Source organism: Sinorhizobium fredii USDA 257 (assembly GCF_000265205.3).
Taxonomy (GTDB): domain Bacteria; phylum Pseudomonadota; class Alphaproteobacteria; order Rhizobiales; family Rhizobiaceae; genus Sinorhizobium; species Sinorhizobium fredii_B.
Genome location: NC_018000.1, coordinates 1,076,594 through 1,090,320, shown reverse-complemented (window position 1 = coordinate 1,090,320; position 13,727 = coordinate 1,076,594). Strand labels below are relative to the sequence as shown.

At 63.8% G+C, this 13,727-nt stretch carries 11 protein-coding genes and 1 pseudogene; 6 read left to right on the top strand and 6 right to left on the bottom strand.

Going from position 1 to position 13,727, the window contains the following annotated elements; genetic code table 11:
- The first annotated feature begins 119 nt into the window (after window positions 1-119).
- The 4 genes from hutI to hutU all read left to right on the top strand — a co-directional run bounded on the left by hutI (window position 120) and on the right by hutU (window position 5,468).
- Window positions 120-1,367, top strand: coding sequence for an imidazolonepropionase (gene hutI, locus USDA257_RS05060; protein WP_014761815.1), 1,248 nt, complete (start codon window positions 120-122; stop codon window positions 1,365-1,367).
- Window positions 1,364-2,899, top strand: coding sequence for a histidine ammonia-lyase (gene hutH, locus USDA257_RS05055; RefSeq protein ID WP_014761814.1), 1,536 nt, complete (start codon window positions 1,364-1,366; stop codon window positions 2,897-2,899). Before hutI ends, hutH begins: the two co-directional genes overlap by 4 nt.
- Window position 2,900: 1 nt before the next feature.
- A complete protein-coding gene (hutG, locus tag USDA257_RS05050; RefSeq protein WP_014761813.1) occupies window positions 2,901-3,707 on the top strand; it encodes an N-formylglutamate deformylase in 807 nt (268 codons plus the stop codon).
- Window positions 3,708-3,794: 87 nt separating this feature from the next.
- Window positions 3,795-5,468 (top strand): urocanate hydratase, encoded by a 1,674-nt coding sequence (gene hutU / locus USDA257_RS05045; RefSeq protein WP_041414960.1) that lies wholly within the window; start codon window positions 3,795-3,797, stop codon window positions 5,466-5,468.
- A gap of 53 nt (window positions 5,469-5,521) precedes the next feature.
- On the opposite strand, the pseudogene USDA257_RS05040 reads toward hutU, so the two are convergent.
- From USDA257_RS05040 to USDA257_RS05015, 6 genes and pseudogenes are all read right to left on the bottom strand, one after another.
- A pseudogene (locus USDA257_RS05040) lies at window positions 5,522-5,887 on the bottom strand (MFS transporter); the annotation flags it as partial.
- A gap of 138 nt (window positions 5,888-6,025) precedes the next feature.
- The gene (locus USDA257_RS05035) at window positions 6,026-7,459 is read right to left on the bottom strand and encodes a M81 family metallopeptidase (protein ID WP_014761810.1); all 1,434 of its coding nucleotides are present in this window, start codon (window positions 7,457-7,459) and stop codon (window positions 6,026-6,028) included.
- 10 nt (window positions 7,460-7,469) lie between these two features.
- Entirely contained in the window at window positions 7,470-9,389 is a 1,920-nt protein-coding gene (locus USDA257_RS05030; RefSeq protein ID WP_014761809.1) for a beta-N-acetylhexosaminidase, read from the bottom strand.
- A 22-nt stretch (window positions 9,390-9,411) separates the two neighbouring features.
- The gene (locus tag USDA257_RS05025) at window positions 9,412-10,188 is read right to left on the bottom strand and encodes an SDR family oxidoreductase (protein WP_041414959.1); all 777 of its coding nucleotides are present in this window, start codon (window positions 10,186-10,188) and stop codon (window positions 9,412-9,414) included.
- A 19-nt stretch (window positions 10,189-10,207) separates the two neighbouring features.
- Window positions 10,208-11,071, bottom strand: a complete 864-nt coding sequence (locus USDA257_RS05020) for a MurR/RpiR family transcriptional regulator (RefSeq protein ID WP_014761807.1) — start codon at window positions 11,069-11,071, stop codon at window positions 10,208-10,210.
- A gap of 66 nt (window positions 11,072-11,137) precedes the next feature.
- A complete protein-coding gene (locus USDA257_RS05015; RefSeq protein ID WP_014761806.1) occupies window positions 11,138-11,542 on the bottom strand; it encodes a RidA family protein in 405 nt (134 codons plus the stop codon).
- 115 nt (window positions 11,543-11,657) lie between these two features.
- Here USDA257_RS05015 and USDA257_RS05010 point away from each other — a divergent pair, with 115 nt between their 5' ends.
- Together USDA257_RS05010 and USDA257_RS05005 are read left to right on the top strand one after the other, a co-directional pair.
- Window positions 11,658-12,149 (top strand): hypothetical protein, encoded by a 492-nt coding sequence (locus USDA257_RS05010; RefSeq protein ID WP_014761805.1) that lies wholly within the window; start codon window positions 11,658-11,660, stop codon window positions 12,147-12,149.
- A 20-nt stretch (window positions 12,150-12,169) separates the two neighbouring features.
- Window positions 12,170-13,645 carry a M81 family metallopeptidase gene (locus tag USDA257_RS05005; RefSeq protein WP_041414958.1) on the top strand — a complete coding sequence of 492 codons (1,476 nt, stop codon included), beginning with the start codon at window positions 12,170-12,172 and terminating at the stop codon, window positions 13,643-13,645.
- Window positions 13,646-13,727: the final 82 nt, after the last annotated feature.

Here is a 13,727-nt window from a genome sequence, read left to right as displayed (position 1 = left end):
TGCGGTCGCTGGCCCCTCACGCCGGCCGCGTTACCTCTTGCCACGACACCAAACATTTTTCCGCTTGCCGTCTGCTTTGTTATGTATATACATTATCGCAACGGAAGGGCGAAGAGCTGATGGACGGAAACGCCGACATGTCACCGGAACGGACCAGCCTTTGGCGCAATGCGCGCCTCGCGACGCTTCGCGAGGAGATGGGGCCGCTCGGCACCATCGAGAATGGCGCTGTCGCTGTCCGCGGCGGCCGGATCGTCTATGCCGGCGCTGAACGGGACTTGCCTTCCGACCTTTCCCGGGCCGATCAGGTGATTGATTGCGAAGACCGCTGGATGACCCCGGCGCTGATCGACTGCCACACCCATCTCGTCCATGGCGGGAACCGAGCGCGCGAATTTCAGCTGCGGCTCGAAGGCGCGTCTTACGAAGAGATCGCCCGTGCCGGCGGCGGCATCATCTCGACGGTAAAGGCGACCAATGCGCTATCGGTCGACGATCTGGTTGCTGCAGCTCTTCCGAGGCTCGACGCGCTGCTCTGCGAAGGCGTCTCCACGGTCGAGATCAAATCGGGCTATGGCCTCAACATAGATGCCGAGTTGAAGATGCTCCGTGCCGCCCGCCGGTTGGAGCGCATGCGTCCGGTCCGCGTCCTCACTAGCTATCTCGCCGCGCACGCCACGCCGCCGGAATACAAGGGCCGGAATGCGGCCTACATCGACGACGTCGTTCTTCCCGGCCTCGTCCAGGCCCATGCCGAAGGGCTTGTCGATGCCGTCGATGGCTTCTGCGAGGGGATCGCCTTTTCGCCCGCCGAGATCGCGTGCGTCTTCGACAAAGCCAAGGCCCTCGGCCTGCCGGTGAAGCTGCATGCCGAACAGCTTTCCAATCTCGGCGGCGCCAAGCTCGCCGCCGCCTATGGGGCGCTGTCGGCCGACCACCTCGAATATCTCGATGAGGACGGCTCAGCCGCGATGGCGAAGTCCGGCACGGTCGCCGTCCTATTGCCGGGGGCATTCTACACGTTGCGCGAAACACAAGTGCCGCCGGTCGAAGCGCTGCGCGCCGCCGGTACGCGCATCGCCATTGCCACCGATTGCAACCCGGGCACGTCGCCGCTGACCTCACTGTTGCTCACGATGAACATGTCGGCGACGCTCTTCCGCCTGACCCTCGATGAATGCCTCGCCGGAGTCACGCGCGAGGCGGCACGTGCGCTCGGTATACTCGGCGAGACCGGCACGATCGAAGCAGGAAAATCCGCCGACCTTGCCCTCTGGAACATCGATGCGCCGGCGGAACTGATCTACCGCATCGGCTTCAACCCCCTCTCGGAGCGGATATTCATGGGTGAAAGGATTGCCCGATGACCATTGTTCTGAAACCCGGCTCGGTAACGCTCAGGGACCTGGAGACGATCTACTGGACCGGCGAGCCGGCCCACCTCGATCGCGCCTTCGATGGCGGCATCGAGAACGCCGCTCGGCGCATTGCCGAGATCGTCGCGGGCAGCGCCCCCGTCTACGGCATCAATACCGGCTTCGGCAAACTCGCCTCCATCAAGATCGACAGTGCCGACGTGGCGACCTTGCAGCGCAATCTCATCCTCTCGCATTGCTGCGGCGTCGGTCAGCCTTTGCCGGAAAACATCGTGCGCCTGATCCTCGCCCTGAAGTTGATCTCGCTTGGACGCGGCGCCTCCGGCGTGCGCCTCGAGCTTGTTCGGCTGATCGAAGGAATGCTCGAAAAGGGCGTCATCCCGCTGATCCCGGAAAAGGGTTCGGTCGGTGCTTCCGGCGACCTCGCACCGCTCGCCCATATGGCCGCCGTGATGATGGGCCATGGCGAAGCCTTCGTCGCGGGCGAACGCATGAAGGGCGATGCTGCCCTGAAGGCGGCCGGACTTTCCCCGGTGACGCTCGCCGCCAAGGAAGGCCTGGCGCTGATCAACGGCACCCAGGTTTCGACGGCGCTGGCGCTTGCCGGCCTCTTCCGCGCCCATCGCGCAGCCCAGGCGGCGCTTATCACCGGCGCGCTGTCGACCGATGCGGCCATGGGCTCGTCCGCTCCCTTCCATCCCGACATCCATACGCTACGCGGCCATCGCGGCCAGATCGACACGGCCGCTGCGCTTCGACGGCTGCTTGAGGGATCGGTGATCCGCCAAAGCCATCTGGAGGGAGACGAACGCGTCCAGGATCCCTATTGCATCCGCTGCCAGCCGCAGGTCGACGGCGCTTGCCTCGATCTGTTGCGCTCGGTGGCCGCGACGCTCACCATCGAGGCCAATGCAGTCACCGACAATCCGCTCGTGCTCTCCGACAACTCCGTCGTCTCCGGCGGCAACTTCCATGCCGAACCGGTCGCTTTCGCAGCCGACCAGATGGCGCTGGCGATCTGCGAGATCGGTGCCATTTCCCAGCGCCGCATCGCCCTCCTCGTCGATCCGGCATTGAGCTACGGGCTACCGGCCTTCCTCGCCAAGAAGCCGGGCCTCAATTCGGGGCTGATGATCGCCGAAGTCACGTCCGCCGCGCTGATGTCGGAGAACAAGCAGCTCTCGCACCCGGCCTCCGTCGATTCGACGCCGACCTCGGCCAACCAGGAAGACCACGTATCGATGGCCTGCCACGGCGCCCGCCGACTTCTGCAGATGACCGACAACCTGTTCTCGATCATCGGCATCGAAGCCTTGGCAGCCGTTCAGGGCATCGAATTCCGGGCGCCGCTTGCAACCAGCCCGGAGCTTGAGAAAGCGGCCGCTGCGGTGCGCGCCGTTTCCCCCACGGTCGAGGAAGACCGCTATATGGCAGACGACCTCAGGGCTGCCAGCGAACTGGTCGCCTCCGGCCGCCTGGCGGCCGCCGTTTCCGACGGCATCCTGCCGCGACTGGAGGTTTGAGATGGCGGTCTTCGAAGTCCGGCAGGGGACCTCGCCGGTAATTCTCGCCTTTCCCCACACGGGCACCGTTGTCCCTGCCTCGATCTGGGAGCGGTTGAACGACAATGGCCGTATCCTCGCCGATACCGATTGGCACATTCACAAGCTCTATGAAGGCCTGCTGCCGGCAGCGACAACCGTGCGTGCCACCTTCCATCGCTATGTCATCGATGCCAATCGCGACCCCGAAGGGGTTAGCCTCTATCCCGGCCAGAATACGACCGGGCTTGTGCCGGAAACCGATTTCGACGGTGTGCCTATCTGGAAGGAGGGCGAAGGTCCGGCGGATGCCGACATCGCCGCAAGGCTGCGCGATTTCCACGCTCCCTATCACGCCGCGCTCGCCGCCGAGATCGCCCGCGTGAAAGCAATCCACGGCGTGGCGGTCCTCTATGACTGCCACTCGATTCGCTCGCATATATCCTTCCTCTTCGAGGGCAAGCTGCCGGACTTCAATATCGGCACTGATACGGGTAGGACCTGCGCTCCAGCAATCGAAAGAGCCGTGGTTGAAATCGCCGCAAAAGCAGAGAGTTACACTCATATCCTCAATGGCCGCTTCAAAGGCGGCTGGACGACCCGGCACTATGGAAAGCCGGACACCGGCGTCCACGCGATCCAGATGGAACTGGCGCAATCGACGCATCTGGCAATGGAGGCGCCGCCATTCGCCCTGGACCCCGGCAAGGCCGACCAACTTCGCGGCCATCTCAGCGCGATCTTGGAACGCATCGAAGCGATCGCACTTCATTATCGCGATCACGCTTAAACTTGCAGAATTGAACGAACACAAACACTTATTGCGGGACCCTCATCTGCCCGCCGGACCACAATTGACAGGGAGTGAGGCATGAACATGAACAATCCGCGCCATAACATCCGTGACGTGCGCAGCCCGCGCGGAACCGAGATCAGCGCCAAGAGCTGGCTGACCGAAGCGCCGCTCCGGATGCTGATGAACAATCTCGACCCGGACGTCGCCGAGAACCCGCACGAGCTCGTCGTCTACGGCGGCATCGGCCGGGCCGCCCGCACCTGGGCGGATTTCGACCGGATCGTCGCGACGCTGAAGGATCTCAACGAGGACGAGACGTTGCTCGTCCAGTCCGGCAAGCCGGTCGGCGTCTTCCGCACCCACAAGGATGCGCCGCGCGTCCTGATCGCCAATTCCAACCTCGTGCCGCACTGGGCGACCTGGGATCATTTCAACGAGCTGGATAGGAAGGGTCTTGCCATGTACGGCCAGATGACCGCCGGTTCGTGGATCTATATCGGCAGCCAGGGCATCGTGCAGGGCACCTACGAGACCTTCGTCGAGGCCGGCCGCCAGCACTATAACGGCGACCTCAAGGGCAAATGGGTGCTCACCGGCGGCCTCGGCGGCATGGGCGGCGCCCAGCCGCTCGCCGCCGTCATGGCCGGCGCCTGCTGCCTTGCAGTCGAATGCAATCCGGATTCCATCGATTTCCGCCTGCGCACCCGCTACGTCGACGCAAAAGCCGAAACGCTTGACGAAGCGATGGAGATGATCAACCGCTGGACGGCCGCGGGCGAGGCGAAATCCGTCGGTCTGCTCGGCAACACGGCCGAGATCCTGCCGGAAATGGTTCGTCGCGGCATCCGCCCGGACCTGGTGACGGACCAGACCTCGGCACATGACCCGATCAACGGCTATCTGCCGAAGGGCTGGACCATGGCCGAGTGGAAGAAAAAGCGCGAAAGCGATCCGAAATCCGTCGAAAAGGCCGCCCGCGCCTCGATGCGCGAGCATGTCGAAGCGATGATCGCCTTTCAGGACATGGGCATCCCGACCTTCGACTACGGCAACAACATCCGCCAGATGGCCAAGGAAGAGGGCCTCGAAAACGCCTTCGCCTTCCCGGGCTTCGTGCCCGCCTACATCCGTCCGCTGTTCTGCCGCGGCATCGGCCCGTTCCGCTGGGCGGCGCTCTCCGGCGATCCGGAGGATATCCGCAAGACCGATGCCAAGGTGAAGGAACTGCTGCCTGACAACAAGCATCTGCACAACTGGCTGGACATGGCCGGCGAGCGCATCGCCTTCCAGGGCCTGCCGGCGCGCATTTGCTGGGTGGGCCTCGGTGATCGCCACCGCCTCGGCCTCGCCTTCAACGAGATGGTCAGAACCGGCGAGCTCAGCGCGCCCGTCGTCATCGGCCGCGATCATCTCGACTCCGGCTCGGTCGCCTCGCCGAACCGCGAGACCGAAGCGATGAAGGACGGCTCCGACGCCGTCTCCGATTGGCCGCTCTTGAACGCGCTGCTCAACACTGCCTCGGGTGCCACCTGGGTGTCGCTGCATCACGGCGGTGGCGTGGGCATGGGCTTCTCCCAGCATTCGGGCGTCGTCATCTGCTGCGACGGTTCGGAAGATGCCGCCCGCCGGGTCGAGCGGGTGCTCTGGAACGATCCGGCGACCGGCGTCATGCGCCATGCCGATGCCGGCTACGACCTCGCGCTCGAGTGCGCCAAGGACAAGGGCCTGCGACTGCCGGGCATTCTCGGGAACTGATGAAAGGCCGGGAGGCTGCGCCGCGGCCTCCCTCTCCACTGACAGTTCGTCTCCTATGGTGCGGAAGTCCGGGCGCGCTTGCCGTCGAGCATAAGCACCAGGACGAGCCCCAAGAGCCCGGCCGCCGCGCCGAGCAGTGCGGTCCCGGAATAGTCGCTGAACCGCGTACCGATCGCGAAGAGCCCGGCACTGAGCGCCCCGCCCAGGAAGATGTTGACAGCAATCAGCGAACTCCCAAGCCCCGGCCGATCGGCGATCAGGTCCTGGAGATAGGTGATCGGGATGCTGATCAGCGCCGCTGCGCCGAAGCCGCTGACGAGCGTCAGGGCGTAGACCTGCCAGGGCCGGTCCGAAAATCCGAGCAGCACCATATAGACGACGTAGACCGTGGTGCCGAGCGCCAGCGCATCGACATGGCTTGCAAGCATGCTTGCCCGAATGACCGGGTTTCGCATCGCGATGAGCGGCGACGAAGACATGGTGGGGCGGTTCCGCGGGAGGGGCAAAGTCAATTTTGTCCGCCTAAGGCCCCGGGCGGGGTCATGCGGCTTGCGGGGTCAGCGCCAGCGGGCGGAGAGCCGCGCCTTCGGCGTGAAATCGAAATCCCGATCGAAAGGGAAGATCGGCCGCTGACGGCGCTCGCTCGCCAGGTTTTCGATGTCCTGATTGACGACACCCTCGGTGAGCGCCATCAGGTTGGGACTGGCGATCGGCGCGAGTTCCGGTGAAAGATAACCGGATTTGACGACCAGCAGGCGCGCGGCCTTCGGATCGAGCCCGAGGCGGTGGAAATCTTCTATATTGTGGTACGGGCGCCGCCGCGCCGAAAGCACGACGACGATGCCACTCGCTTCGACCACCGCCTGACGTTCTGCGAGAGGGCCCGGATCGTCGAGATGCAGCACTTTCGCCTCTACCTCCACCGCTGGACTTGACGGATCGAGGCTGCCGCCGATCCGCAGCGTGACTGTGCCGCCCTCGCCGTCGTTAAAGCAGGCTTCCACCGCCGGCCGATCGGTGATGCCGGCGATCAGCGCGTCCTGCCAACCACGCGCCAGAAGTGCCTTCAACACGTCGGCCCGATCGCCGACGCCTCCGCCGGTCGGATTGTCGCCCGAGTCGGCGAGAACAATCGGTTTTGTTGTCGACGCTTCGGCAATGTCGAGCATTGCGTTGAGGGTTCCGGTCACCGAACCGAAGCGGAAGTTTTCCCGCGCATTCCAGTAGCTTGCGGCGATTTCCTCCACCGCCTTCGAGGCCGCTTCCTTATCTGTGCCGGTGACGACGGCGCAGGCGGTCGCCCGCGGCTCGTCCGCCCAGACGTAGCCGACCATCAGGTTGACATCGAGAACCCCGGCTCGCTTGTCGAGTTCCGGCAGGACTTGATAAAGACTTGCCGCCGGCTCGTCTTCCGTCGAGGTCCGCTCGCCGGGCAGGAGTAGCGGTACGGGGGCCCAGGCGACGCCCGGCCGCGTGCCGCTCCGGAGCGCCTCCACGAGGATCGACCAGGCGCGCGCCATGGTTTCACGCGTGTCGATGTGCGGCGCCGTGCGGTAGGCCGCGAAGATATCGATCTGGTCGATGATCCGCTGGCTGACATTCCCATGCAGATCATAACTTGCCGCAATCGGGCAATCGGAACCGACGACGGCACGGGCGGCGGACATCCAGTCGCCCTCCGCGTCGTCCATGCCGTCGACGTTGATCGCGCCATGCATGGCGAGATACAGCCCGTCGATCGGGAGGGCCGCCTTCAGCCCTTCGAGGAATTCCGTCTTGATCGCTTCATAGGCTGGCCGCGAAACCGGGCCGCCGGGAACGGCGCGGGCATGGAGCAGCGGAACGTGCTCCACATCCGCCGCTTCGAGGAAGCTGAAATAGTCGGCCGCCAGCAGTTCATCGCCCCTCAGGATACGAAAGTCCTCGATCGACATCAGGACGGGCGAATAGGTGCTGCATTCCGTGTGGATACCACCGACGGCGATCCGCATCACTCAAACCTCACAGCGTCGGGGCGAGAGGAGCGATCGCGGCAAAGCGCAGCCAGTCCTTTTCAGACTTCGGCGTCCAGGCTGCCTCGGCGATCGCCGCCAAGCGCGGGAAGACGAGCCGGTTGAAATAGCCGCGCGACAGGAAATGCTCCGACCAGATGCAGGCCTGCACCCCCTTCATGCGGCTCTTCAGTTCGTCAGGAAACTCGCCCTCCGCCTCATAGGCATAGGTATGCGCCGGCGTTGCCGTGCCGGCCCAGCTGGCGCCGGGTTCCTGCCAGGCGTCCGCCTGGGCCATGTCGAGGTAGTAAGCCTGGCCGGGGGTCATCACCACGTCATAACCCTCGCGCGCCAGCTCGATCCCGACCTTCGGGTTCTCCCAGGCCATCAGCAAAGTCCCCTCGATTCCGACACCGCCGCCGTGGGCGACCTCATTCCAGCCGACCAGCTTGCGGCCGCGCGCCGTCAGCATCTGCTTCACTTTTTTCAGGAAGTAGGATTGCAACGCGAAGGTGCCGGAAATGCCTTCCTCTTCCATCAGCTTTCGCGCCAGCGGCGAGGCCAGCCAGGAGCCGTTCGCCACCTCGTCGCCGCCGATGTGGATGTACCGGCTCGGAAAGAGCTCGACCATTTCGTCGAAGACCTTTTCGAGGAATTCATAGGTGAGCGGGACGGCCGGATTGAGCGCGTTGTTGGGATAGCCTTGGACCGAATGATAGCTCTCCGGCGCCTCCTGCCCATCGGCGAGCTCGGGCAAGGCAACGAGCGCTGCTGTGCTGTGGCCGGGAATGTCGATCTCGGGAACCACCTCGACATTGAGGGCGGCCGCATGCGCGACGATCGCCTTGATCTCTTTCTGGCTGTAGAAGCCTCCCGAAGGTACGGCGCCGTTGCCGAGCTGCGGCAGCATCGGTTCGTCGGGTCCGCGCAGAACGCCGAGCGTCGTCAGCGTGGGAAAAGCCTTGATCTCCAGCCGCCAGGCCTCGTCATCCGTCAGATGCCAATGGAAGATGTTGAGCTTGAGCCAGGCAAGAATGTCGATCAGGCGCAGGACGTCGGCGGCCGGATAGAATTGCCGCGACACATCCAGATGGCAGCCGCGCCAGCCGTAACGCGGCTGGTCGGAAATCGTGCCTGAAGCCGGGAAGCGGAATTTGGCGGGATGATTGCGGGCGCCATCGAGAAGCTGTGCCAGCGTCGTCAGCCCGTATTGCCGCCCGGCGGCGGCGCCGTATTCGAGCCGGATGTCGCGACCCGAGAAGGCAAGCCTGTACGCCTCGCCGCCGAGTTCGCCGTTTTTCACAAAGACGATCGGCAGCCCCTGACCGGAGGGCACAAGGCTGAAGGGGGCGTGGCCGCCGGAAAACAGCCGTTGAAACAGCGCCAGCACGTTGGAGAGCGCCGCGATGTCCTCTGCGCTGCTTGCCGCCGACGGATAGAGGAGGACGGGGAAGCCTTCTCCGGGCACCGCGTCGACCTCGGCCGGCCAGGGCTGCAACGCGAAAGGTAGGTCGAGCCGGCCTTCAGGCAGGCGCAGGGGCGGCGGTTCGCTCGTCGCGCCTTCGAGCCGAAGATCGGAGACCGTCACTGGCACATGCTTGCCGTCGGACAACGTCAGATAAGCCGACTTCGCCCCGTCGGTGCAGTGCTTCGCCTGCCGGTGCAGGCCGCTGACGGTGAAGGTCCAGCTTTCGCCGGGCTGTAGCGTCAGCCCCTCGGGCGGCGCGAACTCATGGAAATTGGCGTTGCGGCGCAGGAAGACGGCGTTCTCGCAGGCGGCCGGTTCGATGACGCGGGTGAGTGACGTATAGACGAGACGGAAGCCGCTCAGCGGTCTGCCGGAAAGGTTGAAGAGGCTGAAGGTGAAGCGCCCGTTGAGGCCACCATCCGGTTGCCAGGCAGATTCAAGGCGATAAGAGACCGGCTGCATGAACATCCTCCAATGGGATTGGTCAGTAATGGCTGGACTGCGAGAAGGTGCGGGCGAGTTCGGCCTGGCCGGCGGTGAGCCCGCAATCGACCGGCAGGCAGACGCCGGTTATTGCGCTCGCCTGGGGGCTAGCCAGGAAGTGGACGGCATTGGCGACGTCTTCCGGATTGACGATGTGCTGAAGCGGATACCAGCGCTTGGCTTCCTCGAAGACCTGAGGATTGGCGGCAGCGCGCGCCTCCCATGCTTGGGTTCGCACCGTACCCGGCGCGACGGCATTTGCGCGGATGCCGAACTTGCCGTATTCGACGGCGATCAGCCGCGTCAGATGCAGGAGGCCGGCCTTGGCGGCGCTGTAGGCTGGATGGCCGAAGACGGCCATGCCGTTCACCGAGGCGATATTGACGACGGAGCCCCGGCTCTCCTTCAACATGTCCTCGACGGCGCGGAAGCAGAGAAATGCGGCTTCGAGATTGAGGGCATTGTCCATCCGCCAGACGTCCTGCGTCGTTTCGTGCAGGCTGACGGCGTGCGCCGCGCCGGCATTGTTGACGAGCGTATGCACGAGGCCGCGCGCCGCCGCAGCCTCGGCCATGGCCGCCGCGCTCGCCGCATCCGTCACATCGCAGGCGACGGCTGAAAAACGCTCCTCGCCGCCGAGATCGCGCGCGACCTTGCCTGCAGCATCGCCGTCGATATCGGCAAGGAGAACGACGTCGTGGCCATCCGCCAGGCGCCAGGCGATGGCACGGCCGATGTCCCCGGCGGCGCCGGTGACGATCGCTACGGATTTCGGCATGCGATCTTGCTGTGCCACATCAGTCTCCGAGAAGCTGGCGATCATCGCCATCCCTGTGCGCCACCAGTTGCTGCTTGATGCGCCGCAGCGTCGCGGTGGCTTGCGGCTGGACGCGATAGGCGACGAGGCTGGCGAGGATGTCGACCAGAGCCACATAGGCGATGCGCGTGGATGTCGGACGGTAGATGTTGTTGCCTTCCGGCAGGTCGATCGGAACGGTGATGTCGGCGGCGCGCGCCACCGGGCTGCCGGTCTGGGTGAGCGCGATGGTCGGTATCTTGGCGTCGCGGGCGAGCGTGAAGGCACGCACGAGTTCGGCGTTGCGTCCGGAGAAGGACGAGCCGATGATCACGTCGTTCTGCTTGGCCGCTGCCGTCAGCATCAATTGCATGCTGTGGTCGGAGCTTGCGGTGATGCGCAGACCGAGGCGAAAGAGGCGATTCTGCAATTCGCCGGCGATCATCGAGGAATTGCCGCCCGAACCGAAGGCATAGATCATTTCGGCGCCGGCCAGCCGGTCGGCGGCCTGCTCGATCGCTGCAAGATCGAGCGAACGATGCAGCAGGAACAGCGCATTCTGTGCTTTGGTGATGATGTCCTGCGCGACATCGCCCGGCTTCTCGCTTTTCGGCTCCGGCTTCAGATAGCGCATGCCAACATAAGCGGTGCGGGCCAGCTGCACCTTGAAATCGGAAAAGCTGTCGCAACCCAAGCGCCGGCAGAAGCGCGTCACCGTCGGCGGCGAGACATCGGCCTTGCCGGCAAGCTCGATGATCGATGCGTTGACGGCAAATTCGAAATCATTGAGCAGAATGTCGGCGATGCGGCTCTCCGACTGCGACAGCCGCTCCTTCTCATGCTGCAAGGTTGCGAAAATATCCATCCGGACGACCACTCCTATAACTGCGTGAGACGCAGGATGCGGGCGGAAAACCGCACACACTTTTCCTCACCCCACGTCGTATTGGGCGTCCTTGGGCTTGTAGGCGACGCAGTCGATCTCCACCTTGCAATCGACCATCATCGAAGACTGCACGCAGGCACGTGCCGGCGGATGAGCTCCGAAATACTCCTGATAGATCTTGTTGAAGCTCCAGAAATCGCGCGGGTCGTCCAGCCAGACGCCGACTCTCACCACGTGTTCGATACCGTAGTCGGCCGCTTTCAGAATGGCCAGTAAATTGCCAATCGCCTTGCGGGTCTGCGTGACGATATTGCCGTCGACGACCTCTCCATTTTCCATGGCGACCTGCCCGGAGACGTGGAGCCAGCCATCTGCCTCCACGGCGCGCGCGAAAGGCAGAGTTTTTCCGCCTGCCCCAACTTGTTCGGCACCAAAACGTTTGATGGACATCGGAACCCTTTGTGCAAATTATTTTCGCATCTCGTTGACAAGTCACCATAGAAAGCCGAATTTGGCCAGAGAAAAACGCCTTTTATGAAAAGAATTTCAATCCGGAGCGAAACACATGCGGAATCCCTTCCAGAATCCGTTTCCTGCCAGCGACGCCGCCCGGCATTCGATCTGGGAGATGCTGGTGACCAGAGACATCGCCGCCTTCCTTTCTGCCGACTGGTCATTGGTGGCCGGTGATTTTGTCGAAGACGGCTTCATCGGCATCGACGGAAGGCGGGAAGCAAGCCCAGATGATTGGCGGCTGACTTTCCCGTCGCTTGGCGCCTATCGAGATGAGTGGCTGCGCCAGGCGCGGGACTTTGCCGGACAGTCCTTCGCGGAGGATGTGCGCACGGCCATTTTCACGACTACGACGCTCGAGGACATCGAGATCAATGGTGAGAAGGCGTTGGCCCGCAAGAAATTCGATGGCGGCATCAGGAAGGCCGATGGAAGCTACGATGTCTTGAAGTGGCAGACGGTCTATTATTGCCGGCTGCATGAAGGCCGGTGGAAGATCTGCGGCTTCACTGGCTATCTGCCGAATCCGATGGGTTCGAACTGAGGGCAAGGAAGGCAATGGCATTGCGGATCTTCACGGCAGCCCTGGCGACCGAAACGAACACATTCTCTCCTATCTGCATCGACCGGCGCGCCTTCGAAGCGTCGCTCTATGCGCCTCCCGGAAAACACCCGGAAACGCCGACGCTTTGCACCGCGCCGATAACCGTGGGCCGCCGCGTGGCGGCGGAGAAAGGCTGGCAGCTGATCGAGGGAACAGCGGCCTGGGCCGATCCGGCCGGACTCGTCAATCGGCAGACTTACGAAACGCTGCGCGACGAGATCCTCGGGCAATTGCGGGCCGCGCTCCCCGTCGACGCCGTCGTGCTCGGACTACACGGAGCGATGGTCGCCGACGGCTACGAGGATACCGAGGGCGATCTCCTGACGTGCGTGCGCGAGATCGTCGGCCCGCAGGTGCTCGTCTGCGTCGAGCTCGATCCGCATAGCCATCTCACCGAAAAGCGTGTTGCGGCGGCCGATTTCTTCGTCTTCTTCAAGGAATTTCCGCACACCGATTTCGTCGAGCGCGCCGAAGACCTCTGGCGCATTGCAGTCGATACGCTCGAAGACCGCGTCCGGCCGGTCATGTCGGTGTTCGACTGCCGGATGATCGACGTCTTTCCGACATCGCGCGAACCGATGCGCAGCTTCGTCGACAAGCTCATGCGGATCGAGCGGGAGGACGCGGACGTCCTGTCGCTGTCGGTCGTGCACGGCTTCATGGCCGGCGACGTCCCGGAAATGGGCACCAAGATGGTTGCCGTCACCAATGGGGTTCCGGAGAAGGGCGAGGCGCTCGCCCGCGAGCTCGGCCTCGAACTCTTCGCCAAGCGCGGCACCTTCCGCATGCCGGAAATCGACGAACGGCAGGCGGTCGGCGCGGCAATCGCCGCGCCCTGCGGCCCGGTGGTGATCGCCGACATGTGGGACAATCCCGGCGGCGGCACGGCGGGCGACGCGACCGTGGTGCTCGGGGAACTGCTCGCTAAAGGCGTCACCGACGCAGCGATCGGCACCATCTGGGATCCGATGGCCGTGCAGATCTGCATGGCGGCCGGCGAAGGCGCGGAGATCCCCTTGCGCTTCGGGGCAAAGTCCGCCCCCGGCACGGGCAGTCCGATCGATGGTACGGTCAAAGTGATGCGGCTGGTGCGCAACGCCGAAATGCGTTTCGGCGAAAGCTTCGCTCCCTTCGGCGACGCGGCGCATATTCAGTATCGCGGCATCGACATCATTCTCAATTCGACGCGCGCCCAAAGCTTCGACCCGAGCCTGTTCTCGGTCATGGGTATCGATCCGGGCGCGAAGAAGATCCTGGTGGTCAAATCGACGAACCATTTCTACGCCTCGTTCTCGAAGATCGCCTCGCAGATCCTCTATTGCTCGGCCGGAACGCCCTACCCCAATGACCCGGCGGTAACGCCCTATCGGCGGGCGCGACGCGACATCTGGCCCATCATCAGCAATCCTCACGCTCCGGAACGCGGCGCGGCTTGATGGCAGGGCCGCAGCCCTTGAGATGGACCATTTAATAGTCTAGATTGATCCGGATATTGGACTTTCCAATGGTCCAGACTGG